This is a genomic window from Streptomyces hiroshimensis, assembly GCF_014650335.1.
Lineage (GTDB): Bacteria > Actinomycetota > Actinomycetes > Streptomycetales > Streptomycetaceae > Streptomyces > Streptomyces hiroshimensis.
On record NZ_BMUT01000019.1, the window covers coordinates 24,582 to 49,053 of the forward strand.

Here is a 24,472-nt window from a genome sequence, read left to right on the forward strand (position 1 = left end):
GGTCTCAGCCGATAGGGGGGCATCAGTCGGTGTGGGCGGGGTCGCGCCAGGGGCCCCGGCGCCAGCCGTCGAGGTCGTAGTCGTCGAGGCAGTCCTGGACGAGCGCCTCGTAGCGGGCGAGGCTGCCGCGCCCGGTCGCCCACCGGAGCGCGTCGAGACGGACCTGCTCGCCGTTGCCCGAGTAGTTGCGCTCGTACAGCTCGTGCCGGCCGCCGAACTCGGTGCCGATCGCGTCCCACACCAGCTTGAGGAGCTTGATCCGGTCGTGGGCGGAGGTGTCCGCGCCGCGGTAGAAGCGGTCGATGAGCGGCCGCAGCTCGGGGTTGGCGAGGTCGCGGGCGCTGGAGGGCACGGCGAGGGGCGCTCCGCCGAGCGTGGTCTCGAACAGCTCGTGGACGCGGTCCCACACCTGGGCGTTGTACATGCGCATCGCGGAGGCGTGCTCCAGGCGGGGCACGACCGTCCCGCCGCTGCCCGGCTCGGGGTCGTGGGCCATGGCCGAGGTCAGGGCCCACACCATGTCCCGCATGGTGACGACCTCGCCCACGGCGGCCTGGACGCCGCGGAACTCGTCGGTGCCGTTGGCCCGGGTGCCGCGGGCGAGCAGCCCGGCCATGAGCTCCAGCTTCACGCTCAGCCGGACGCCGGACTGGAAGTTGTACAGGTTCGGGAAGCCGGAGGCGGCGTAGAAGCCGGTGGCGCGCTTGACGTCCCGGTAGACGAGGACGTCCTCCCAGGGGATCAGCGCCTCGTCGAGCAGGAGCACGCTGTCGTTCTCGTCGAAGCGGCTGCTGAGCGGGGCGTCGAAGGGGCTTGCGGCGTGCTGCGCGTAGGGGGTGCGGCAGACGAGCTTCACGCCCGGGTTGTCCATGCGGACGAAGAAGACCAGGGCGAAGGCCTCCGCCTTGCCGGGCGCGAGGGCCGCCGATCCGACCGGGGCGACGAAGCCCGCGTTGGTGATGGCCGACCCCGTCGCCAGCATCTTCGCCCCGCTGACCACGACGCCCGCGTCCGTCTCGCGCACGGCGTGCACGAAGACGTCCTCCATGTCGTGGATCGCCCGCTTGCGGTCCACGGGCGGGTTGATGATGACGTGGTTGAGGTAGAGCGCCTTGCGGGCGAACTCGGTGTACCAGGCGGTGGCGTTGGCGGCGAACCGGCCGTAGTAGCCGGCGTTGACGCCGAGGCCGGCCATGAAGGAGGCCTTGTACTCGGGGGTGCGGCCCAGGAAGCCGTAGCTCATCCTCGCCCAGGTGGCGATGGCCTCGCGGGCCTCCACCAGCTCGGCCGCCGAGCGGCTGGGCTTGAAGAACTTGTGTGTACGGATGCCCGTGGCCTCGTCGACTCCGGTGAGGACGCCGGAGGTGGCCGGGTCGTGCAGGGCGTCGTAGAGACGGGCCACCGAAAGGGCGGAGTTACGGAAGGCGGGGTGATGGGCGACGTCCTTGACGCGTTCCCCGTTCAGATACACCTGGCGGCCGTCGCGCAGGCTCTCCAAATAGTCGTCGCCCGTCATGAGGCTGCCGGTGGGGGTCATCGGACCAGCCCCGGGTTGTCCAGCGCCGGGGTGCCGAGCACCTGGACGCGGCGCAGGTGACGGGGGGCGCCACTGGTGAAGGCGTTCCGGCCGTGCAGCAGCGTGTAGTTGTCGGCGAACACCATGTCACCCGAGCGCCAGCTGTGGGCGTAGAAGTGCGCCGGGTCGTACAGCGCGGCGCGCAGGCTGCGGTGCATCTCGGCGATCCCGTCGTCGGGCAGGCCCGTGAACTGCAGGTCGGGGTGGTTGACGAAGCCGGCGTCGTCGGCGGCGGTGGGCTCGTTGTAGCGGATGACCGGGGCGCCGTGGACGGGGTGAGTGGTCACGATCGGCGAGACGGTGACGCTGTTGTAGAACTCCATCGCGCGGTGGTAGGTGCCGGTCACCTGCGACCACTGGGCGACGGTCCGCGGGTCGGTGCGCTCCAGCACGGCGGTGGTGTGGGAGAAGGTCGTCTCGCCGCCGTTCTCCGCTCCGGGGGCGAGCACGCACTGGAACACCTGGAACTCGGGGATCTGTTCGCGGTACATGCCGTCCCAGTGCATCGGCATGTAGCTGGAGTCGAAGATGTGGTCCTCGGGCTTCTCCTGCTCGACGAGTTCGAGCACCGTGCCGAAGGGCCACACGCTGGGCTCGCCCCAGCGCTCGCAGTAGGCGGAGAGCTCGCCGGGGCCCTCGAAGGAGTCGAAGTCGCGCAGCAGCACGAGGTGGTGCTCGCGGACGAGGGAGCGCAGCGGTGCGACGGGGAGGTCCCGGACGTGCAGGCCCGGCTCCAGCGCCTGTATCGCCAGGCCGAAGGGTTCGATCGGCGCGACGCCGTAGCGGAGGTCGGTGAGGACGTCCACGGCTGTGGGGGTGTCGTGCTCAGCGGTCATGGGGTCTCTCCTGTGGGGTGAGAGGAGTGAGGGGATACGCCGGTTGTCCGGGCACGGCAGGCGGGCGCTTACGCGCAGGCCTGGTCCCAGGAGTCACGGTGCGCGGCCGGAGACACGGTCCCCGGCACGGCGGTGGACCGAGCGACAGCGGTGGACCGGGGAGCGGCGGCGGACCGGGGAACGGCGGGCTCGACGGCCGGCTCCAGCACGTAGTGGCTGGGGCTTCCCGCCACGTAGACCAGTTCGGCGCCGGCCTCCTCCGCCTCCGCGCGCTTCATGAGGGTGAAGCGCCCGCCGGACGCGACCGCGACGCTGTGCCAGGGCGTCAGCCAGGTGTCGGGCGTGTCGGCGAGCAGGATGCCGATCTTCTCCGTGCTGCACGGCTGCGGGTGGATGGACAGGCGGATCGCCGTGGGGAAGAGCTGATCCAGCAGGTTGCCCCACGCCCGGCTGCGCTGGATCACGCGGTACGCGAGGTCGCGGCACTTGCGCTGCAGGGCGGAGCGAGTGCCGGTGTAGCCGGGACCGGACAGGTCCTCCAGCATGAAGCGGGTGATGCCCCGGTACATGGCGAGCGGGGCGCCGCCGGCGCGCACCTCCTCGCGCAGTTCGGCCGGCGTCGGGGCGTAGCCGGCGGAAAGCATGCTGCGCATGTCCTCGTGCCCGGCGCCGCTGTAGACCTCGTCGAGGCTGAACTGTTCGAGGTGGGTGGCGCCTATCCTCCTGATCATGGCGTCGAGGGCGCGTGCGTAGGCGGTGACGTTCTCGTCGCTGACGCCCAGCAGGTCGTTGAAGACCCGCCCGTCGGAGCAGATGAGGATGGCGGCTCCCGGCGGGTAGACCTCGCCGATGCGCTCGCACAGCGAGTTGAGGAAGCGCAGGGCGAGTTCCTCGGCGAGGTCCGGCAGGGGGCCGAGCACCTTGGCCGGGTTCGGGGACTTCGTGGGGAAGGCCGGGAGAACGAATTCGATCCGCCGGCCGGCCTCCATAGCGCTGCGCACCGCGTCCAGGTGATGCCTGACGCAGTGCAGGCACACCCGTCCGGTGCATCCGCCCTCGCGCATTCTGCGCTGGTGGGACAGGACCTCCCGGATGACTTCTACGGCGGCCGGTTCGATATCGGGTGCGGCTGGTTCGGACACCGCGCCTCCCTTCGTGGACTGCGCACCACGGTGCTGGGCGGGCGCATGAGAAGCGCATGAGAAGCGCACAAGGGAGGCGTCGAAGGGCGTCGTCGGACAGTCGAAGGGCGTCGTCGGACAGGGGTGCGCGCCGTCACGGCCCGGCGCAGGTCACCGGGTTCGGCGGGTCAGGCATTCCGTGTGAGGCCGGCGAGTTCCCGCTGCGCACGCTCGGCCCAGAACGGCATGCGCAGGCTGCGGAACCCGGTCAGAGCCGCGGTGAGACGGCTCATGGCCCGGCCGGTGTCCCCCAGCGCGGCGTGTGTGCTGCCCAGCCACAGGGAGGTGAGCGCCTCGCCCCGGCGTTCGCCGAGCTCGGTGAAGATGGACGCGGCCTCGTCGAGCGGCGCGAGCGCCCACGCGGCGTGGCCGGGGCCGCCGAGCTCGGTGTGCATCCGGCCCAGCGTCAGCAGCGCGTACGCCTCGCCGGGGCGGTGCCGCACCGACCGGTACTCGGCCAGGGCCCGGTGCAGGTGGCGTGCGGCCCGCTCGGCGCGGCCGTGGCCGATCTCCGCCCAGGCCAGCAGCTGCAGGACGTCGGCCAGGGCGAGCGGGTGCCCGAGGCGCTCCGCGGTCGCCACCGCCGGTTCGAGGGCGTCGACGGCTTCGGCCTCGCGCTCCTGGCAGGCGAGCGCGAACCCCAGGCTGCGCAGGGCCATGACCTGACCGTGCTTGTCGCCCAGCCGGTTCATCACGGCTGCCGCGGAGGCGGCGTCGTCGTGGGCGAGCCCGGCCATGCCCCGGTCGGCGATCGCGAAGCTGCGGTGGATGCGCAGGCGGGCGGCGTGGTGCTCCTGGCCCAGCGCGTCCAGCTGCTCGATGGCCGCAGCGTAGCGGGTCATGGCGTCGTCGACGCGGCCCCGTACGGCGCAGGCCCGGGCCAGGGAGCCCTGGGCGACGGCGGCGGCCACAGGGTCGCCGTCCGCCGTGGCGCGGTCGAGCGCGGCCCGGGCGATCTGCTCCCACTCGTCCCACCAGTTGCGCAGGTGGCAGACGTCCTCCAGCGCGGCGGCGAGCCCGGCGGTCTGCGCCCCGTATCCGCAGCCCGCGGCGAACCCGACCGCGGTGACGAGGTTCGCCCGCTCGCTCTCCAGCCATCCGACGAGGTCGCCCGCCTCGCCGGGCCGGTGCCCGCCGGTGCCTCTCCGGATGAGCTGGTCCCCTGCCGCGCGCACACGGGCGAGCCAGCCGTCCAGGACCCGGGCGACCGCGGCCCGGCGCCACGCCGGCGGCTCGTCGGCGTCGGCGCGCTCGGCCGCGTAGGCGTGCAGGAGGTCGTGCATGCGGTAGCGCGGCTGCCCGTGCCCGCTCGGCGACTCGATCTGTACGAGGTTGGCGTCGATGAGCGCGTCGGTGGCACGGTCGGCCGCCACGACGGCGGAGGGGCAGGAGCCCGCCGCGGGGCCGGCTGCCCTGGGCCTGCCTTCGGAACCGCATGCGGAACCGGCCGCCGCGGAGCCGTCGGCGTCGAGCAGGGCGGAGAGCGCCCAGCCGGGGAACTCGGGCGAGGGGAGCAGCCCGACGGCGCGGAAGGCGCGCGCGGCGTCGGGCGCCAGGCCGTGGTAACTGGCGGCGACGCACGTGCGGACGGCGAGGTCCCCCACGGTGAGCTCGGCCAGCACGCCGCGCTCGTCGGCGAGGCGGTCGGCGAGCCTGCGGACCTGCCAGTCCGGGCGGCTGGCGAGCCGCGCCGCCGCCACCCGCAGCGCCAGCGGCAGTCCGGCGCAGGCGGCGAGGATGCGCTCGGTGGCCTCCGGCTCCGCCGCGAGCCGCTGCGGGCCGACGATGCGCCGCAGCAGGTCCTGCGACTCCTCGTCGTCGAAGGGGTCGACGTCGATCAGGTGCGCGTCCGTCAGCCCGGCGAGCCGTGCCCTGCTGGTGACCAGGGCCGCGCTGCCCGGCGTGCCGGGGAGCAGCAGGCGGATCTGGGCCTCGTCGCGCGCGTCGTCGAGCAGGACGAGCACCTTGCGGTCGGCCAGCAGCGAGCGGTAGAGCGCCGCCCGGTCCTCCGTGGCCTCGGGGATGGAGGACCCGGCGACGCCCAGGCTGAGCAGCAGGTCCGCGAGGATCACGCCGGGCGGGCGCTGGGGGCCGCGGGTGCCGTCCAGGTGCAGGAACAGCCGGCCGTCGGGGAACTCGTTGCGCAGGTGGTGGGCGAGGCGCGTGGCCAGGGCGGTCTTGCCGACGCCGGGGAGGCCGGTGAGGATCGCGACGGGCACGGCGCAGGGCGTGCGGGCGGGCCGCCCGGCGGGTCTGAGCAGCCCGGCCACGCGCTCGATCAGCCGGCTCCGTCCGACGAAGTCGGAGTCGTCGGACGGAACTTGGACGGTCGGCTGCCAGTGGTCCGCGGGGCGGGCGGGCTGCGCGGGTGCGGGCGGGGGCGCGCCCAGGTCCGGGTCCCTGGTCAGGACCGCGTGGTGCAGTCTGCGGAGCTCGTCGCCGGGTTCGATGCCGAGCTCGTCGCGCAGGGCGGAGCGGGCGAGGGCGTAGGACTGCAGCGCATCGCCCGGGTGGTGACAGCGGTACTGCGCCGTCATCAGCTTGGCCCACAGCGACTCGCGCAGCGGGTGGCGGGCCGTCTCCGCCCGCAGGAGGCCCACCAGGTCGCGGGGCTCGCCGAGCGCGAGGCGCGCCTCGGCGTAGTCCTCGAAGGCGGCCAGCCGCGACTCCTCCAGCCGGGCGACCTCGCCGAGCAGCACGTCGTGGTGCGCCACCCCTTCGAACGGGCTGCCGCGCCACAGGTCCAGCGCCTCCCGCAGGGCGTCGGCCGCCGCCCGGTGCTCGCCCGCGCCGAGGGCGACGCGGCCGCGGGCGACGAGGACCTCGAACCGGTGCAGGTCCACTTCGCCCGGCAGCACGCGCAGGCAGTAGCCGCCGTTGCCCTGACTCAGCCGGTCCCCGCCGGGCACGGAGCCGGACGCGGGGCCTGACGCGGGGCTGAGCACCTTGCGCAGGACGGCGGCATAGCTACGCAGGTTGGCCTGGGCCGAGGCCGGAGGGGCCTCCCCCCAGACGGCGTCGCACAACCGGTCCGCGGAGACGGCGGTGTTGGCGTTGACGAGCAGCATGGCGAGCAGGGTCCGCTGCTTCGGCCCTCCGAGCGGGAGAACGCGGCCGTCGGCGACGGCCGCGAGGGGCCCCAGCACCTTGAACTCGACACGCGTACGCACCCCGCATGACCGCCCTTCAGTTGTGCAAGATTCGAACATCGGCGAATCCGACAACCATAGGCGCTGCGCGGGGCGAGATCTTCCGCTTACGGCTTCACGCCACGGCGAACACCACGCCGGGTTGCTGGGAGTAGAAGCGCCGCGCCCGGTCCAGGTCCTGAGCGGGCAGCCTGGTCGCCACGTGCGCCCGGGCCAGAGCATTCCCGTCAGCCATGCTCATCCCTTCACACACCCGACCGTCGGCCCTACGAGCATGTTGCCCGTGTACGCCTCCTGCCCCTTCGGCAGCCAGTAGCCCATCTTGGAGACGACGGGCGAGCAGACCTTGCCCATGCGGACCCGTACCTTGACCACGTTGGGGCGGCCGGGCTGGAGATTGACGAGGTCACAGTTCAGGACGTACGGGTGGCGGGCCGTGGAGGGATAGGCGCCGGACAAGGGGTTGCTGCACTGGGGGTCGGAGGAGGTCAGCCTCACCCCGGTGCCCTCGGTGCCGATCAGGCCCAGGCGGGAGTTGCTGTCACCGTCCGGTCCCAGGCGGCTGACGGTGTACGTCACCGTCGTGGTGCGACCCGCCCTGACCGTGCGCGGGCTGACGTCGATGCGGTGCGTCGTCTTGGGACGAGGCCAGCTCAGGGTGATCCTGGCCGTTCTCTCCGCCCGGAGGTCGACGCCCGCCGGGACGGAGCGCACCCGTAGCGTGGTGATGATCTCGTACGTCCCCGGCCCCGGGTACCCCGCCCGCCGGCCGAACTCCCCCGAGGCGACGTCCCGTCCGCTGCGCTTCATCCGCCACGTCCCGGACGTGTCACAGGCACCCCGGCCGCACTCCGCGGGCGCGGTAACGGTCATGAACGCGTTGTCGAGCGCCACGCACACGCCGGCCTTCGCCGACTGCCCGCTCTTGCCCTTGACCACGACTGGCGGGAGGCAGCGCTGCGTCACGGCCGCCTCCGGCGCACGGGCTGGAGCCGCAGGCGACAGTGGGGCGGCAGGCACCCATGGAGCGGGGGGCGCCGGCGCCGCCGTGCACACCCCCGCCGGCACGGCGAGCAGCGCGGCCAGAGCCAGTGCGCGAGCGAGCGCCTTGAGGACCATGACGGGCTCCCGGAGTCCGGAGAACGAACAACGGAATTCTGGGCCTACCCGGCCGGATACCCCGACACGCCACGCACCACAGCCATAGATGACCACAAATGACCGAAGTCTTACGAAGCACCACACAAATCGTTGAGCAGCCTGTCCGTGGACGGACTTGGGACACCGCCATCCGGGTTTATTCGCTCAGCAGTCCAGCCAGCGCACCTCGTACGGCGCCAGCGTCAGGGCTCGCCCGTCCACCCTGGCCGCGACCTGCTGTTGCTCGGTGTTGACGACGAGGACGACGCTCTCGTGGGCGAGGGTCCGGACCCGGGCTCCGCCTTCGGCGGAAGCCTCGACCTGGCGGAAGGTGGTTCCCGGCGGGAATTCACGGGCGAACCGAGCCAACAGGCGCGCCATGGGCAACCTCTTGCCCCCATCGTCCGGCCCGGTGCCCCGCCACAGGCACCCGGGGCAGTCGCCGTCGGTCCTCTGCGGGTTCCAGTAGAGGGCGGTTGCGGCGCCGCTCGTGGCCAACTGCATCATGGCGGTGGCCTGTACGGCAGTGCGATGCTGCTCGCTCCAGCCGTCCCGGCCGCCCGTCCCGTCATCTCCAGGAGGCTCGACGTACCACTCGGCCCACCACACCGGAAGCCCGGTGACGTTCCTCAGCCAGCGGGTGACATCGGCGAACTTCTCGGTGGCAGCGAACTCGTCGGGGATCGTCCGGTGCCCGTCACGGGTGTAGCTGGAACCGTCCACGACGAGGAAGTCGGCTCCCGCCTTGTGCTCGTTCCAGTAGCGGATGACGTCGACGGAGCGCCGGTCGAGTGCGCCCCAGGCGCCACGCACCTCCGGTGAGCCGTCCTCGTCGCCGGGCGGTTCGTGGTCGATCACGGCGTAAGGGCCGCCCACGAGATTCTCCGGGTTCCGCCTTTTCAGCTCGGCGTGGACGAGGTTGTACATCTCGGTGTATCCCTCGTAGTTCCAGCGGCGCTTGTCCTCGTCGTAGAAGCCTTTCAGCTCATTCCACACGAGGAAGTGCCGGATGTCCGGGTACCGGCATGCGACCAGGCCCGCGAGCCGGGCGAAGTCCGCATAGTGCCCGGGGTCAGGAGCCGCCTCCAGCCGGGACCAGTCGGTACGCCCCTTCCGTCCGCCCTTCATCCAGTCGGGGGCGCCGCACAGGGTCAGGACGGGGGTCGCGCCTGTGGCCCGCATCAGCGTGACGCGCTGGTCGAGCGCCTCGAAGTCGTAGTGTCCGGGAGTGGGTTCGGGGTTCTCCGCTCCCCAGCCCATGATGTGCTGGTTCTGCGGCATGGGATGGGCGGAGAGCAGGGCGCCGGCCCGCCGGGTGGCCTCCGGAGCGCCATGGTCCGCACTGTACTGAGTGTGAGTGAAACCCAAGCCCAAATAGGGCCCCGCCTGCTCGCTTCGAGCCCTGGGCGACGCCCCCTGCTCGCCCCCGCGCGCGCCGAACAGTGCACCGAAACCCCGCCGCGCCCTGCCGGACAGTGCCGACTTCCATGTCCCATCGCATGGCCCCACGACGGCCAAGAGTATCCGTGGTCGTCCCTATTTCGCCAGACATAGTCCGACTTCCTCAAGACCCGCAGCTGCCGGGCGTCTTGCGCCGCACCGGCGCCGGGCTGCGGCTCAGCGGCCCTGGAGTCTTCTGACGTTGCGGATGGTCGTGCCCTGGACGACCAGCCCCTCGTTCAGGCAGTCCGTCTGCGCGGCGAACCCCTGGACCGTCCCCGAGTCTGTCCAGGATCGCCAGCGTGTACGACTCGCGGTCGTCGTACTCAGTGACGTCGATCTCGCTCGAACGCGCTATATAGCGATTGGCGGCGTTGGCAGCCTCGATCAGGTAGTCCAGCGCGGTCACAAAGCAGGCCTCTTCCAGCTTGACCAGTTCAAGCCTGAGCTCCCATCTGATGCAGTCGCGGGCAACCCCCTGCTGAGTCCGACGGGTAACAACGCCAGCAATGAAGCCCCGCTGGCGAAGAGCGGAGCGACAATGCCGATTGAAGACAAGTCCATAACCGGAATGATGCCCGCTCAAGCGAGGCGGTCGGAGCACGTCGGGCAAGAGTCAGGGAAGAGGCTGAGGGAGGTGGGCAGCCCAGGGGCCGGCTGCCGCCGGGACCGGGCCTCAGGATCGAGACGTGCTCGAAGTTACTCATAGTCCGGGCAAAGGTCCTGATGTTCAGCGGTGGACGGTGAGGAAGTCGCGCCCGCGTTCGTCGAGCTCTGCCGCGCAGCGCAGACCACGGGCCCGGAAGCGGGTCAGATCGCGACGCATGCTTCTGACGGCCTTGCGGGTGCGGACGGAGGCAACGCCGTCCATGTGGTCCATGGCGCGGCCCCAGGTGGCGCATGCCTCCTCGATGGCGCCTTGACCGGCTTGGAGTTCGGCCTGGGCGACGAGGTCGAGGGCGATGATGCGCGCGTAGGTGCCCGGCGGGCGGCTGGCAGCTGCGCGGGCGTACTGCTGGGCAGCGTTACGGGGGTCGCCCAGGGTGGCGAAGACCTTGGCCGTACGAGAGCGGACCGTGGCCTCCGCCGGCCCCCAGGCCAGGGCCCAGAAGGGCGTGGGATCGCCCTTGGCCGCATCGAGGCAGGCCCGCGCGCGCTCGACCGCGCGGATGGCTTGCCTGCTTTGGCTGGTCTTGGCCAGCGCGTGGGCATAGGTGACGTGGAAGAGGGCTTCGGTGGCGGGGTCGACGTGGCCTTTGGCTCTGTCCAGGCCGGTCTCGGCCAGGGCCCGGCAGTGTTCGGCGCGGTGGATCTTCATGCCCTGTTGAGCCATGGTCCGCATGACGAACCCGTCGTGGCCGGGGATGCCTGACTCGGTGGCGAGCGCATAACACTGCAAGTAATACCGCTGCGCGAGCCCCTGCTCCCCAGCGTCGTAGCTCTTCCACCCCGCCAGGTGCACACCCGAGGCGGCGGCAGAGAGCATCTGGCGGCGTGCATCCTCGGTGCGGAAGCGCCCCCGGCACAGGGTGGCGACATCGGACATCAGGTACTGCACCAGGGCTGAGCGGCCGTGCTGCCCGCCGTGGAGCTCGTCCATGTCCGTGAAGACCCGCACCATGTCGCGCACGGCGGCGACTTCGGCGTTTCCTGCGATGGCGCCGCTGCGGGCAGCGGCGGCCCGGCCGGCGATGTCATGGAGGTAGCCCAATGGCAGGGCTGCGGCTGCGACGGAGTAGGCGGAGGAGGCGAGGAAGCGTCGTCGGTTCACGTCTGCCTTCCCGATCAGAGTCAGGGTCTCGACCGGGTCGGGACCGAGGGACAGTCCGATGCTGTCATCCTCCCCACGCCCTGTGGAAAGACCCAAGCGGTCCACAGTCACCAGGCGGCCCAGCAGCCGGGAGAGGGCTTCGGCGAGGTACCGGGGAGTGTTCCCGGCGGGCTGTGCCCCGGAGATCCAGTGCTCGACGGTGGAGCGGTTGGTGCGTAAGACCTCGCCCGACTCCGCCGCGACGATTCGGACGACGTGAGCGATGGTTTCGTACGGCAGCCTCTTCTCGTCGATGAGGGCCTTGAGCTGCATGTTCGGCGTGCGCTTGGTCATGGCCGGCCTCGGTATACGCGATATACGTCTCCACCAGGCCCACACGGTACCCCCCAACTCGCCTTCGCAGTTCACTGATTGAGCGCCCACAAGCGCGGTCCATCCGGGCCGTTGAGAGGGCGGCACAACCCGTTGACCATGCGCCCATGAGGTGGTGCACGGGGCGGCGAAGTGACGAAGGAGGAAACGATGGAGATCACCCAGTCCCCGGCCTACACCGCGCCGGTCGTCCTGGACGCCGGAGCTGTCGCGGAGGTGACGCTCGGCAACCAGAACTTCGACACCGTCGACGACACCCAGTACAAGCAGGGCACCTGATCCACCTGCCGGGGCCGGGTGCGGTATTCGCCGCATTCGGCCCCGGTCTTTGCAAATCATGTCCGGTCTTGAGGACGAGGGAGTCGGGAGGCTCGCGATGCGGTGGTGCACGGGATGGGAGGGCGGTCCAGCCAGTCGGCAGCCCGAAGCAGGGCGGCCGGTGACTGCGCTGGGCGAGACGTGGACGGCCGGTTGGCCCGAAGGCCAGGTCCGCACGGCCGGGGCGGGGGCGGTGGCGCTGGCCGTTGTCGGGGTGTGCGGGGCCAGTGATCGACAGCTGGAGGAAGCCCTACCCGTCGTGACGGCCCAGCAATGGCGGGCGCTGACACGGTGGCCCGGCTCCTACCTGGTGGTGGCCCGCAGCGGTCCGACGCTGGCAGTGATCGGGGATCTGTCAGGGCAGCACCCGGTCTACTACCGGCGGGAGGCGGCCGGGACCTGGTGGGCGACCTCCGCCACCGCCCTCGCTGCGCTGGACGGGGCACCGGCAGATCCCGTCGCGCTCGCGGCCCATCTGGCGTTCGGCCAGCCCGACGTCTTGGCCTCCCGAAGCCTGTTCCGCACCGTGAACCGGGTGCCCACTGGGCACCTGCTCCAGATCACCCCCGAAGGCGCCCGAACCATTCGCTACGAGCCGACCGAGTACGAACCGGTGAGTATGCGGGAAGCGGCGCCGACGGTGCAGGCGGCCCTGGCAGAGGCGATCGCGGTCCGCATGGACGGCCGCCCGGTGAGCGCGGACCTCGCGGGCCTGGACTCCACCACGTTGGCTTGCCTGGCGGCCCGGCACCGGCCAGTGACAGCGGTGACGTTCGCCGATGAGCGACTGCGGGACGACGATCTCGCCTACGCGCAGCGGACAGCCGCCGTGGTGCCTCACCTGCACCACCACAAGGTCCCCGGGGCGCAGGAGACGATCTACTACGCAGGGCTGGAAGATGCTTCTGCCCTGCCGTTCACCGACACACCGAACGCGTTCGCGGTCTCAGCGGCGGTCAAGCGAACTGTCCTGGACGCCGTGATCGCCCACCAGACGGCGCCAGGCGTGCACCTGACGGGCGTCGCTGGTGACGGGCTGCTGTCCGCCTCCCCGTCGTACCTGGCTGATCTGCTGCGCGAACGGCAGCGCCCGCGGGCCTGGCAGCACGCCCAAGGCCACGCACGGCTCCGGCAGACCTCCGTATGGTCCGTGCTGGGCCGGGCCCGGCCTGCGGCCCGCATCGGGCTGGCGGACGGCTGGCGCCAGGCCGCCGCAGAGCTACACGAGGCCCCTAGGCAGTGGGAGCCCCAGGCACGACGGCCGATCGCGTGGACGCCGCTGCTGGCCACGGCCGACTGGATGAGCATCGACGTGCGTCACCAGCTCGCCGACGCCCTCACCACAGCAGCCGACGAGCTGACGGAGCCGCCGGAGCGGCTGGCGGCGTGGACGGACAGCCAGGACCTCGCACGGATCGGAGCGGACGCCAGCGGCTGGCGCACTCTCGCTCTCGACGAGCACGGCATCGAGATCGCCGCCCCGTACCTGGACAACGAGGTCCGCAGGGCCTGCCTGGCCGTGCCGGCCGACCAGCGCGGGACACCGAGCCGGTACAAACCGCTGCTGGCCGAAGCCTTCGCGGGCACCGACGTGCTGCCTGACTTCGTCCTCGAGCGAGCCACCAAGGGCGGCTTCAACGCGCTCTCCTATGCCGGGCTCGTCCAGCACGCGCCCGCCCTCCGCCGCCTGCTGGGCCCGTCTTCGCGCCTGGGTGCCATGGGCCTGGTGACCGACGGGCCGGTGGGGGCGATGCTCGCCCGCGCGGCGGCCGGGCAGGCCACCGCCCAGGGCGCTCTGCATGTGGCGGTCGTGACCGAGGTGTGGCTGCGGCAGCTCGAACAGGCGGGCGCCCTGTGGGAGGTGACCGGCCGTGTGGCAGCTGCGTGAGGGCTCCCACCCCGTCCTCACCGACGAAGGCGGAGCCATCCTGAACGAGCGGACCGGCCGCTGGACCTACCTCACGCCGACCGCCTCCGCTGCGGTGCTGTTCCTCCTCGCCAGCGGCAGCGAGGACCAGGCCGCCGAGCAGTACGCCACCCTCTACGGCCTGAGCCCCGAGCGGGCCGCCGTCGACGTTCGCGGCGTCGCCGACGCTCTCACCACGCAGGGCATCGCGGGGGAACCTGTGGCCCCGTCCGGCTGGTCGAGGTGGTGGCGATGACCACCATGGAGTCGTACTCCACCGTCCGCACAGGCCCCTTCCATGACCGCCTGGCGGCGGCCATGGGCCTCGCCCTGGCCCTGGTGCTCCTGGCCCTGCCCTTCCGCTACACCGTCCGCGCTGTCCGCCTCGCCCGCCGTGCCGGCCGCCGGGCGATAGCACCCGACCGAGCGGAGGCCCTGGTCGCCACCGTCCGGCACACCGGCCGCCTCTGGCCGGTCCGGGCGGCATGCGCGGAAATCTCGCTCGGGTCGGTCCTGGCCGCAGCCCTCCTCGGTCGGCGCCTGGACTGGTGTCTGGGGGTGCGGTTCTCCCCGCCGCCCACCGAATACCACGCGTGGACAGCGATTCCCGGCGGCGGACCAGTTGGTGAATACACCGAGGCCGGATGGCACCACTACGCCGCTCTCGTCATCTGAGCACGTCAACTTGGCGCCTCGTTGACGCGTGTCCCTCACTCACTCGGAGCAGTTGAGGAACGCATCCTGACCCTTCCACGAAGGAGTGAACTGATGACCCCCGTTGCTGCCGCCGCTGAGAGAGTCCCCGAGCAGCACTACACCCACCACAAGGCCCGGGGCGCGACCATCCACCGCACGAACCCGGTCTTCATCCACCGGGAGCTGGAAGCCCTCGACGTGCGCATGAGCATGAACGTCGCCGAGGTCGGCACCGGTTCCGGTCTCTCCGGGGGCCTGCTCGCCGAACTCGTCGGACCGACCGGCATGGTGACCAGCCTGGACATCGACCCGTACCTGACGCGGTGGGCCAACCACATCCACGCCGAGCGCGGGGTGAACAACATCCGCTGCTACGCCGTGGACGGCACCGCCGGCTACCCCGGCCGGGCCCCCTACGACCGCATGGTGGGCTGGTGCACGCCGCCGCTGCTGCCGAAGGCGTGGGTGGACCAGGTCAAGGACGGCGGGCTGATCGTGGCCACGCTGCCGATCGCGGCCGTGCCGAACCTGGCGATCGGTGCCGTGATCCGCATCAGCAACGGACAGCCGCGCATCGAGTCGATCTTCCCTGGCTCCTACATCGAGACCGGCTCTTCTCCCCGCAGCGACTTCTCGGTCCCTGCACGGTGGGTCGACTGGGAGAGTCGAGTCCCGGCCACCTCGTGGGTGTCGATCGCCTGGCGCGAGCAGGACGACTGGCAGAACTCCGGGGCGCGTGGGGTACTCGACCGCCTGCGGGAGCCCGGACACACCGAGCAGTACAAGGGAGAAGAGATCGACTGGTCCAGCCTCCGCGTCTGGCTGGCCACCACCGGCTCCCGACTGACGATGACGGAGCTGAAGGCCGACGTCATCGGCCTCGGGCACTCGACCCGCAACACCGCCGCCGTGATCCAGCAGGACGACACGATCACCGCCGACGCGGCGGACTCGGCGTCCCTGACCGTCCTGCGGGGCTGGCTCGCCGCCTGGGAGGATGCCGGCCGCCCCGCCCCTGACACCTACACCGCGGGCCTGGTCCCCGACATGGACGGCGACGTCCCCGGCTGGGACCTCCGGCTGGCTCAGAAGCGGGCGCGAGGGCAGGAAGTCCCAGAGTCAGAACCGGGCGTATGGGTCGACTAGTCCGCCTTACGAGGCGACCAGGGTGAGGCCCCGCCCCCGGCCTCACCCTGGCCTCACCGGCCCGGCCACCGGCGGTTCCCCTGGTGGCCGGCTGCCGGACTGCGGCTCAGCGGCCCTGCAGTCGCCTGACGTTGTCGCCGAAGCTCCACGCCTTGGAGCCGTCCCAGTTCAGCGACCACGTCATGAGGCCCTTCAGGGCGCCGCCGTAGGTGTTCCACGCCTGCGCCACCAGCCCCGGTGACATATGGCCGCCCCCGGCGCCCGGCTGAGCGGGCAGCCCCGGGACCTGCTTTTCGTAGGGGACGCGGATGGTCGTGCCCTGGACGACCAGCCCCTTGTTCAGGCAGTCCGTCTGCGCGGTGAACCCCTGGACCGTCCCCGCGGAGTACGAGTCCCCGGAGCAGCCGTACATGTTCCCGTTGTAGTACTGCATGTTCAGCCACCACAGCCGGCCGTTGTCGGCGTACTTCTTCACGATCGGCAGATAGGCACCCCAGATCGAGCCGTACGTGACGCTGCCGCCCGTCACGTAAGCCGTCTCGGGTGCCATCGTCAGGCCGAAGTCCGAGGGCATGCGGGCGAGCACGCCGTCGATGATGCGGACGAGGTTGGCCTGCGAGGTGGAGAGCCTGGTGATGTCGCCGCTGCCGGTCAGGCCGGTCTCGATGTCGATGTCGATGCCGTCGAAGTTGTACGCCTTGAGGATCGGCACCACCGTCTCGACGAACCGGTCGGCGACCGTACCGGAACTGAGGTCGATGCCTGCCGCCGCGCCGCCGATCGACATCAGGATCGTGGCCCCGGCCGCCTTGGCCTGGCACATCTCGGCCGGGGTCGCGACCTTCACGGTCGCGTCCATCCCGTCCTCCCACAGGACCGTTCCGTCCGGGCGGATGACCGGGAACGCCGCGTTGATCACGTTGTAGCCGTGCTGCCGGATGCGCGCATCGGTGATGGGTACCCAGCCGAACGGCGGGTGCACGCCGTTCGCCGCGCCGTCCCAGTTCTCCCAGTAGCCCTGCAGCACCTTGCCGGCGGGCTTCGGCCGGACGGGACAGGTGTCGGCCCGGGACCCGGGCGCACTCGCCGCTTGCCTGCGCTCCTGCTCCTGCGCCTGCATCTGCGCCTGCATCTGCGCTTGCGTCGGCGTCGGCGTCTGCGCCTGCGTTTGCGTCTGCGCCCGTACGTCCTGTGGCGCCTGCCCGAGGAAGGCGACGGCCATGAGCACGCCGGCTCCCAGCAGACGCGCCGTCCGACCGGTCATGCCGACCCCCTCGACGAGAACGCTCGAAGGTGTCGAACGCTAGAACCGCTCCACCGGGACGTCAATAGGTCTGGACCAAGCCGGTGCTCAGCAACTGCCGACTGCCACCGCTGTCCCGGTTCCCCTTCCGCTTCGCTGCACTGCCGCGCACGGGAACTGTGCGGCGCACCTCCTCTTGTTCCGTCCGCCGGACGTGCTTCCGTGCACCGCACAACCATGGATTGGCGGACCGGGCGGGGTGGACAACATGGTGATGGTTCCTACGTCCCGGCAACTCGTCCCGGAAGGGGTAGGCATGAAGACGGCTGCGTCGATTCCGCTGGCACCGGGATCGCTACCCCTCCTGGGCCATGCGCTCCCCCTCGTCCGCGACCCCTTGGCGTTCGTGTCGTCCCTGCCCGCCCACGGGGAGATGGTGCGGCTACGTCTGGGGACGCGTTCGGTCGTGATGGTGTGCGATGCGAACCTGACCCGCCGGACCCTCCTGGAGGACCACGTCTTCGACAAGGGCGGGCCGCTGTACGAGCGCATACGCGAGTTGGTGGGCGACGGTCTGGTCTCCTGCCCGCACAGCCGGCACCGGCGGCAGCGCCGCCTCTGCCAGCCGGCCTTCCGCCCCGACCGGCTCCCCCACTACGCGCCGGCCTTCACGTCCTCGGCAGAGGCCGCTTCCCGGTCCTGGCACGACGGCCAGGTCATCGACGTCACCACCGAGATGATGGCGCTGACCGCGCGGATCGCGGTGGAGACCATGTTCACCACCGGGCTTCCTCCGGAAGCCGCACAGACGATCATCGTCGACATCAACGCATTGATGGAAACGCTGCTCTGGCGGGCCATCAGGCCCTCGGTGCTCGAACGGCTGCCGGGCGTGGCGAACCACCGGTACGACCGGGCTCGTGCCCGCCTCCGGCACACGATCGACAGTGTCACCGCCGACCGGCGCAACGACCCGGCCGACCACGGCGACCTGCTGTCATCTCTGCAGAACGCCGAGGGCACCGAGGATGCCAAGCGCACCGAGGACCCCGCGAATCCGGCCGCCGACCGGGAGGGACTCGCCGGCCGGGAACTGACCGATCAGATCCTCACGTTCTTCTTCGCCGGAACGGAGACCACCTCCAACACACTCGCCTGGGCGCTGTACCTCCTCGCCGCCCACCCGGAGGTCGAGAGCCGGCTCAGCTCGGAGACCGACCGCGTACTGGCGGGCGCGACGGCCACGTTCGCGGACCTGCCCGCCCTCGAGATGGCCCGCCACGTGATCATGGAGACCTTGCGGCTGTACCCACCCGCCTGGCTGGTCACCCGGACCGTGGCCGAGGACACCGAGCTCGGTGGGATCCGTCTCCCCACGGGAGCCGCGATCGCCTTCAGCCCCTACCTGATCCACCGCCGGCCCGGCCTGTACGAGACCCCGGACCACTTCGACCCCGACCGGTGGCGCCGGACCCACCCCGATCGCGCCGCCTACCTTCCCTTCGGCTCCGGTGCCCGTAAATGCATAGGCGCCCGCTTCGCCATGGCCGAAGCCGTCCTGGCCCTGGTCACGCTCACCGCCCGCTGGCGTCTGGTCCGCCTCACCGACCGGCCCGTCCGGCCTTTCGCGAAGTCGACGCTGAGCCCCCGGGGGCTACGGATGCGCGTCACCGCCCGCCACGCTTGACCAGTAGGGATGACCAGGCATGCCGCAGGGAGGGGAACCGCGTACCACCACCAGCATCGAGCCGGCTGCGAAAGGGGTCCCGGCGGGAGGGATCCCAGCGAAGGAGATCCCGGCGAAAGGGATCCCGGCGGAGGGAACCCCGGCAGAAGGGAGCACGGCAGAAGGGAGCACGGCAGAAGGAATCCCGGAAAGGAGCGCGATGGGCCGTGCCCTGCGGGTCCTGGAATCGGTGTGCCGGGACGCCCGGCCGCGCGGGCTCAGCGAGATCGCCCGGGAGACGGGCGTGCCGAAAGCGACGACGTACCGCATGCTGACGGCACTGTGCGCCCACGGCATGGTCTCGCGCTGGGACGACAAGTACGTGCCGGGTGAGCGCCTGGCCGAGCTCGCTTCGGCGCGCACCGCGCAGCGCGACCAGCTGAGCACGCTGCGGGCCACGGCCATGCCCTTCCTCCTCGACCTGTACGCCTCCCTGGGCGGCTTCGTGGGCCTGGGCGTGCACGAGGGCAGGCAGGTGCGGTACGTGGAACGCATCCATGGCCGCCGGCTGCAATCCCTGGTGTCGGAGGTCGGAGAAAGGGTGCCGGTGCACTCCACCTCCATCGGGAAACTGCTGCTTGCCTTCGACCGTGATGCGACGGCGGCCGTCCGGCCCTCTCACGAGGAATTCGAAGCCGGGCTCGAAACCGAACTCGCGGTGATCCGTCGCACCGGAATAGCCGTCGACCGCCCGGAGTACACCTCAGGAATGCTGACGGTGACCGCGCCCGTCCTCGGTCCGGACCACCGCGTGCTCGCCGGTGTGACGATCGGTGACAGCACAGGCCGGATGGCGCTGAACCGTGCTGCCGACGAGCTGCGGCGCACGGCGTTCGCCCTCACTGTCGCCTTGCGCCGGTTCCGCACCGCCCCGCTCCCCCTCTCTCCCGGCCCGGCCCCTACCCGCCTGCAGCGGGGGCGCGGCAAGGCCGGGAAAGATGGGTGGCGGCGATGACGGCCGACTGCACGACCGCCGTCGGGGTGAAAAGGGACTTGCCGAGCCATAGTTCGGCGAAGTCGTGAGGCTCTGCGTCCAGAAAAGGCATGAGGTATCGATGGGCGGCGGCCGCCGTGCGGGACGGAATCGGCGACCGGCGGTCGGCGAGGGCGTCCAGGGCCAGAATCGCGTAGGCGGTCTCCTCCGGCTGTCCGCCGTCGATTCCCCAGGAGCCGTCGGCGTGCTGAGTGCCGATCAGCCAGCGGCGGGTCGCGGACAGGCCGAGGTCACCGGATACGGACCGGCCGAGGGCAAAGCTGACATGAGCAGTGGCGTAATAGGGCGACACATGCCACTTGTCCAGCCAGTAACCGTCCGCCGTACGGGTGTCGCAGAGAAACCCGATGAGCTTACGGCGCTGCGCCGCGTAGGCGTCCGGCGAGTGGTTGAACGCCTCCAGGAGGCGGGCGTTCACACTGACCGACGCTCCGCGCTCCCCCGGATAGTGGAAGAAATGGTCGCCTGCTTCGTAGCGCAGGAGGAGGCCGAGCGAGGGCGCGGGGTTCCTTCCGAGGTGGGGCAGCAGGTTGATGGTCATGGCGGTGGTATCGGCCTCGGGGACGGGGAATTCCCTGCTGAATCCGACCCACCCCCGGCGGTCGAGCTCGCCCGCCAGCGAGCCGAGGTGAGTCATCGCGCGGGAGGGGAGCAGACCGGCCCGGCCGAGGTGGTAGAGGGACCAGCCGATCTCGAAGGCCTCCATCGGGTGTACCTCGGGCGCCCCGCCGTCGGCCGAGCGGCAGGAGAGCGCGTCGAGGTAGGCAAGCGCCCGGGGGGAGCCCGTCTTCTGCCACAGGGCCGCAGTGGCCGCCGGGGAGCACCCCACTGAGCCTCCGGGCGACTGCATCGTCTGCATCATCTGCATCGTCATCGCGGCGCCCGCAAGCGCCTCATCCGGCGCGACCTCCATGCAGTACCGCAGGGACGGGGAGCCCGGTCCCGCTGCGGAGGCGGCCATTCTGGCGAGTTTGTCCTGCCGCAGGGCGTGGATGTCCGGCCATGCCTGCGGCGGGAGTCGCACGCCGTGGGCGCGGAGCTGACGGGTCAGTTCCGGCACGACGAATTCGAGCCCGATCGGCTCGTGCGGTCCGCTCGGGCAGCCGCCGCCGGACGCTGACGACCGCAGATAGCCGACTCCCCGCTCCAGTGCGCCGGTCACCCAGCCGGATGGACCAGATGAACCGGACGGGCCGGGCGGTGCGGTGTCCGCGTAGTCGACGAGCGCCCGCACGGCCGCCAGGGTCGAGGTGAGGCGGTCGACGGGCAGGCCGATCCGGCCTCCCCAGGAACCGTCCGGATGCTGGCGTGCGCGCAGCCACTGAAGCGCGCGGGGATAACGCGGGGATCCCCCGGGGGAACGGACGCGGGATACGAACGCCGTGTTGTAACTGTCCGGGCAAGTGCCCGTGTCACCTAGGTGCGGCATAAGCCGGTTCACCGCATCCTGGATGCGGCGAGCAGGCGGCCGGCCCGAGACGGTCGTCATGATTCATCTTCTAAGTCCCGCCCCGCCTTCCGCACAAGGAGGCGGTTCGCTGGGCGAACCGAAGGGTTGCCGGGCCGGTGCCGCAACGGCATTCTGCAGATCCCGGCATTGCAGGGCGATCGACCGACCGCAGTTGCCTCCTGTCCGGAGAAGTTGCTTCCTGTCCGGAGAAACGGTCTCCACCGATGACGATTTCCCAGCTCCCTTATCCCGACGGCTGGTTCGTCGTGGCATTTCGCGATGAACTCCCGGCAGGCCGGGTATTGACGCGACGGTTCATGGGCGAGGACGTCGTGCTGTACCGGACCCGTTCCGGCCTGGTGCGGGCGGTGCGCCCGTTCTGCCCGCACCTGGGGGCGCATCTCGGTCACGGCGGCACGGTGGACGGCGAGGACATCGTCTGCCCGTTCCACCGCTTCGCCTATTCTCCGGACGGGACGTGCGTACGTACGGAGTACGGCACTCCACCGCCTCGCGCCCGCCTCACACTGCGGGAGGTACGCGAGGTCGACGGCGCCCTCGCCCTCTGGCACCATGCCCGAGGACTTCCGCCGGCCTGGGAGATACCCCCTTCGACACCGGCGGCGTTCAGCCCGGCCGGGCACGTCGTGCACACGGTGGTCGCTCACCCCCAGGACGTCATGGAGAACGCCATCGACACCGGGCACGGCCGGCCCGTGCACCGCATGGATACGGAAGTCCGGCGCATCCGGTGCACGGGAAACACGATGGAGGTCGACCTCTCGACGTCTCCCGCCGGAGTCCGCAGCAACGGCTACCTGGTGGCCAACCAGGTCCACTACGACTTGCAGGTTCACGGCCTCGGATGGCTGGCCGCCAGGGCAAGCATTCCCAAGCTGCGTTCCTGCATCCGCTTCTGGACCATGCCGACTCCCGTGGACCCGCGCCATATCGAACTGCGGATCGCCGTGAACGTGGAGGAGGCGGCCGGAATCGCCCTGCCGCATTGGGCGACCAAGCTGCTCAGCAAGGCGTTCGCCCCATTGATCAACCGCGACGGGTCCAAGGACTTCCCGATCTGGCGGCACAAGACGTATATCGAGCACCCCAAATTGGCCAAGGGAGACGGTCCCATCATGGAGTACCGCCGCTGGGCCGGTCAGTTCTACAGCGAGGCGAGCTCCTGACGGATCGGTGATACGGAGGTACGGAGATGCGGCGCCTGAACCGGTTCTTCTGCCCGCTTCCCCTGCAGATAAGCCCCGATGCCGAACGGGCGCGCGCCCATACCAGGGCATGGTGCCAGGAGATGGGAATGGCGCGGACCGAGGAGGCGGCAGACCTCTGGGACACCTACCGCCTGGACCTCTGGGGCTCCTGCGTGTGGTGGTACTGCACCGGCGACCTGCTGGACCTGGTCACCGACTGGGGGACGTGGGGCGTCATGCTCGACGACGTCCTGGAAGTCCACGACCCCGGCCTCATCCGCGGTGCCGTCGACGAGATGAACGAGATCTTCGAGCGCAACGACCCCGACGCACTCGGGGACGACTCCGGCCCGTTCGCGGTGGCCTTGTCCGACCTGTGGCGGCGCACCCGGGACCATGGCATGTCGCTCCGCTGGCAGCGCCGCACCGCCAGCCGCTTCAGCCGCTTCCTCGACTCCTACCTCCGCGACGCGGCCTACCGCCGGGACGGCGTCTGGCCCACGGTCGAGCACTACCTGGACAACCGGATCTGGTCGACCGCCTCCCTGGCCAACATGTGCTTCAACGACCTCGAGCACCGCTGCGATCTCAGCGACGACATCGTCATGCACCCCGTCCTCCACGCCATGCAGCGCGCCACGGGCGACCACATCGCCCTCGTCAACGACATCACCGGCGTGCACCGCGAGGCCTCGTGGAACGACCACATCAACGTCGTTCCCCTCATCCAGCGCCAGTACCGGTGCACCCAGGAGGAGGCCATCGCCCGGGCCGTCACGATGGCCGACCAGCGCATGCACGCCTTCCTGGCTCTCGAGCGCGCGCTGCCCGACCTGTGCGCCCACCTCGACGTCACCCCCGAGGAACGCGAGTGCATCGGCCACCTGATCCGCGGGCTGCGCTCGTGGCTGAGCGGCAACATCGAGTACCACCTCATCTCGCCGCGCTACGAGGAACGCCCCCTGCCGGCCAGCCGGCACACCGCCGCCTGGATGACCGACGCCTTCTGCGTCCCCACCCCTGCCCCCATCCCTGCCTCCATCCCTCAAGGACTCACCGCCAGCACCACGTAGGCAGCCAGGAGGGAGAGGTGTACGCCGCCCTGGAGCGGGGTGGCGCGGCCCGGGATCACCGTCAGGGTGCCGACGGCGACGGTGAGCGCGAGCAGGACCATGTGCGTCGCGCCGAGGCCGAGGACGAGCGGGCCGTCCAGCCATACGGAGGCGACCGCGACGGCGGGGATGGTCAGCCCGATGCTGGCCATGGCCGAGCCGAGGCCGAGGTTGAGGCTGGTCTGGACGCGGTCGCGGCGGGCGGCCCGCAGGGCTGCGATGGTTTCGGGGAGCAGCACCAGCAGGGCGATGACGACGCCGACGACGGAAGCCGGGAGGCCCGCGGCGGCCACGCCGGACTCGATGGCCGGGGAGACCCCCTTGGCCAGGCCGACGACCGAGACCAGGGCGACGGCGAGCAGGCCGAGGCTGGTCAGGGCGGTCCGGGCCGTGGGCGGGTGGGCGTGGTCGGTGTCGATGACCTCGCCCTGGGCGGTCACCGGGAGGAAGTAGTCACGGTGCCGTACGGTCTGGGTCGCCACGAACAGTCCGTAGAGGAGGAGCGAGGCCACCGCGGCGAAGACGAGCTGGGCCGGGGAGAACTGCGGGCCCGGGGTGCTGGTGGTGAAGGTCGGCAGGGCCAGGCTCAGCCCGGCCAGCGTGGCCACGGTGGCGAAGGCGGCACCGGTGCCTTCCGCGTTGAACACCGCGACGCGGCGCCGGAGCGCGCCCACCAGGAGGGAGAGGCCGACGATGCCGTTACAGGTGATCATGACGGCGGCGAAGACGGTGTCGCGGGCCAGGGAGGCGCTCTTGTCGCCGCCGTCGGCCATGAGCGTGACGATGAGGGCCACTTCGATGACCGTCACCGCGACGGCGAGGACGAGCGACCCGAAGGGTTCGCCGACCCGGTGTGCGATCACCTCCGCGTGATGCACGGCGGAGAGCACGGCACCGGCCAGGCAGCAGCTCACCAGGGCCACCGCCCCGGCGGACAGCGACCGCCCCCAGGTCAGGGCCAGGACGACGGCGGCAAGCGCCGGAACGAGGGCGGGCCAGCGCGCAGCGAGCATACGGAGCCGAGAGTTCATACGGAAAGCTTCGCAGATCAGTGCTTATGTCCCGTTTTGGAGGGGACGGCGCAGCTGCCGCCTCGGCGGGCCGTCCTCGCCCCTGCCCAGTCCGCGGCTGGTAGGACTGGGCAAGGGCAACGTGCCTGCAGCGTGCCTGCAACTGCCACGAAGGATCTTCGCCGTCGGATGATCCGA

General features: G+C 71.0%; 20 protein-coding genes. 9 read left to right on the forward strand and 11 right to left on the reverse strand.

Annotation, left to right across the window (positions count from 1 at the left end):
- Positions 1–22 precede the first annotated feature (22 nt).
- From IE241_RS30920 to IE241_RS30960, 8 genes are all read right to left on the reverse strand, one after another.
- Positions 23–1,537: a 4-hydroxyphenylacetate 3-hydroxylase family protein gene (locus tag IE241_RS30920; RefSeq protein ID WP_190025177.1), complete on the reverse strand. Its 1,515-nt coding sequence runs from the start codon at positions 1,535–1,537 to the stop codon at positions 23–25.
- Positions 1,534–2,412 carry a TauD/TfdA dioxygenase family protein gene (locus IE241_RS30925; RefSeq protein WP_190025178.1) on the reverse strand — a complete coding sequence of 293 codons (879 nt, stop codon included), beginning with the start codon at positions 2,410–2,412 and terminating at the stop codon, positions 1,534–1,536. Before IE241_RS30925 ends, IE241_RS30920 begins: the two co-directional genes overlap by 4 nt.
- A 68-nt stretch (positions 2,413–2,480) precedes the next feature.
- Positions 2,481–3,554, reverse strand: coding sequence for an L-tyrosine/L-tryptophan isonitrile synthase family protein (locus tag IE241_RS30930; protein WP_229900086.1), 1,074 nt, complete (start codon positions 3,552–3,554; stop codon positions 2,481–2,483).
- Between the two features lie 167 nt (positions 3,555–3,721).
- Positions 3,722–6,763, reverse strand: a complete 3,042-nt coding sequence (locus IE241_RS30935) for an AfsR/SARP family transcriptional regulator (protein ID WP_190025179.1) — start codon at positions 6,761–6,763, stop codon at positions 3,722–3,724.
- 216 nt (positions 6,764–6,979) lie between these two features.
- Positions 6,980–7,708, reverse strand: coding sequence for a hypothetical protein (locus IE241_RS30945; RefSeq protein WP_190025180.1), 729 nt, complete (start codon positions 7,706–7,708; stop codon positions 6,980–6,982).
- 339 nt (positions 7,709–8,047) lie between these two features.
- Positions 8,048–9,163: a glycoside hydrolase family protein gene (locus IE241_RS30950; RefSeq protein ID WP_190025181.1), complete on the reverse strand. Its 1,116-nt coding sequence runs from the start codon at positions 9,161–9,163 to the stop codon at positions 8,048–8,050.
- Between the two features lie 283 nt (positions 9,164–9,446).
- The gene (locus IE241_RS30955) at positions 9,447–9,731 is read right to left on the reverse strand and encodes a hypothetical protein (protein WP_190025182.1); all 285 of its coding nucleotides are present in this window, start codon (positions 9,729–9,731) and stop codon (positions 9,447–9,449) included.
- A gap of 321 nt (positions 9,732–10,052) precedes the next feature.
- Entirely contained in the window at positions 10,053–11,426 is a 1,374-nt protein-coding gene (locus IE241_RS30960) for an NsdA family TPR-like regulatory protein (protein ID WP_190025183.1), read from the reverse strand.
- A 189-nt stretch (positions 11,427–11,615) separates the two neighbouring features.
- On the opposite strand from IE241_RS30960, the gene IE241_RS30965 reads away from it, so the two are divergent.
- The 5 genes from IE241_RS30965 to IE241_RS30985 all read left to right on the forward strand — a co-directional run bounded on the left by IE241_RS30965 (position 11,616) and on the right by IE241_RS30985 (position 15,531).
- The gene (locus IE241_RS30965) at positions 11,616–11,744 is read left to right on the forward strand and encodes a lasso RiPP family leader peptide-containing protein (RefSeq protein ID WP_107503490.1); all 129 of its coding nucleotides are present in this window, start codon (positions 11,616–11,618) and stop codon (positions 11,742–11,744) included.
- A 97-nt stretch (positions 11,745–11,841) separates the two neighbouring features.
- Positions 11,842–13,671: an albusnodin/ikarugamycin family macrolactam cyclase gene (locus tag IE241_RS30970; protein WP_268254442.1), complete on the forward strand. Its 1,830-nt coding sequence runs from the start codon at positions 11,842–11,844 to the stop codon at positions 13,669–13,671.
- Positions 13,655–13,945: a PqqD family peptide modification chaperone gene (locus IE241_RS30975; RefSeq protein ID WP_190025185.1), complete on the forward strand. Its 291-nt coding sequence runs from the start codon at positions 13,655–13,657 to the stop codon at positions 13,943–13,945. The genes IE241_RS30970 and IE241_RS30975 overlap by 17 nt, the downstream gene beginning before the upstream one ends.
- Positions 13,942–14,364 carry a lasso peptide biosynthesis B2 protein gene (locus IE241_RS30980; RefSeq protein WP_229900087.1) on the forward strand — a complete coding sequence of 141 codons (423 nt, stop codon included), beginning with the start codon at positions 13,942–13,944 and terminating at the stop codon, positions 14,362–14,364. Before IE241_RS30975 ends, IE241_RS30980 begins: the two co-directional genes overlap by 4 nt.
- Before the next feature lie 93 nt (positions 14,365–14,457).
- Complete coding sequence (locus IE241_RS30985) at positions 14,458–15,531, forward strand: protein-L-isoaspartate(D-aspartate) O-methyltransferase (RefSeq protein ID WP_190025186.1); 1,074 nt, start codon at positions 14,458–14,460, stop codon at positions 15,529–15,531.
- Between the two features lie 106 nt (positions 15,532–15,637).
- On the opposite strand, the gene IE241_RS30990 is transcribed toward IE241_RS30985, so the two are convergent.
- Positions 15,638–16,651 (reverse strand): chitinase, encoded by a 1,014-nt coding sequence (locus tag IE241_RS30990; protein WP_229900109.1) that lies wholly within the window; start codon positions 16,649–16,651, stop codon positions 15,638–15,640.
- Positions 16,652–17,090: 439 nt separating this feature from the next.
- On the opposite strand from IE241_RS30990, the gene IE241_RS30995 reads away from it, so the two are divergent.
- Positions 17,091–18,461 carry a cytochrome P450 gene (locus tag IE241_RS30995; protein ID WP_190025187.1) on the forward strand — a complete coding sequence of 457 codons (1,371 nt, stop codon included), beginning with the start codon at positions 17,091–17,093 and terminating at the stop codon, positions 18,459–18,461.
- A 199-nt stretch (positions 18,462–18,660) separates the two neighbouring features.
- On the forward strand, positions 18,661–19,455 hold the full coding sequence (locus tag IE241_RS31000; protein WP_190025188.1) for an IclR family transcriptional regulator: 795 nt from the start codon (positions 18,661–18,663) through the stop codon (positions 19,453–19,455).
- Here IE241_RS31000 and IE241_RS31005 read toward each other — a convergent pair.
- Positions 19,400–20,728, reverse strand: coding sequence for a hypothetical protein (locus tag IE241_RS31005; protein WP_229900089.1), 1,329 nt, complete (start codon positions 20,726–20,728; stop codon positions 19,400–19,402). The two genes, IE241_RS31000 and IE241_RS31005, sit on opposite strands and share 56 nt — an antisense overlap.
- A gap of 440 nt (positions 20,729–21,168) precedes the next feature.
- On the opposite strand from IE241_RS31005, the gene IE241_RS31010 reads away from it, so the two are divergent.
- Positions 21,169–22,131: a Rieske 2Fe-2S domain-containing protein gene (locus tag IE241_RS31010; RefSeq protein ID WP_190025190.1), complete on the forward strand. Its 963-nt coding sequence runs from the start codon at positions 21,169–21,171 to the stop codon at positions 22,129–22,131.
- A gap of 128 nt (positions 22,132–22,259) precedes the next feature.
- A complete protein-coding gene (locus IE241_RS31015) occupies positions 22,260–23,225 on the forward strand; it encodes a terpene synthase family protein (RefSeq protein WP_190025191.1) in 966 nt (321 codons plus the stop codon).
- On the opposite strand, the gene IE241_RS31020 is transcribed toward IE241_RS31015, so the two are convergent.
- Positions 23,198–24,295, reverse strand: a complete 1,098-nt coding sequence (locus IE241_RS31020; protein WP_190025192.1) for a calcium:cation antiporter — start codon at positions 24,293–24,295, stop codon at positions 23,198–23,200. The genes IE241_RS31015 and IE241_RS31020 overlap by 28 nt on opposite strands.
- Positions 24,296–24,472 lie beyond the last annotated feature (177 nt).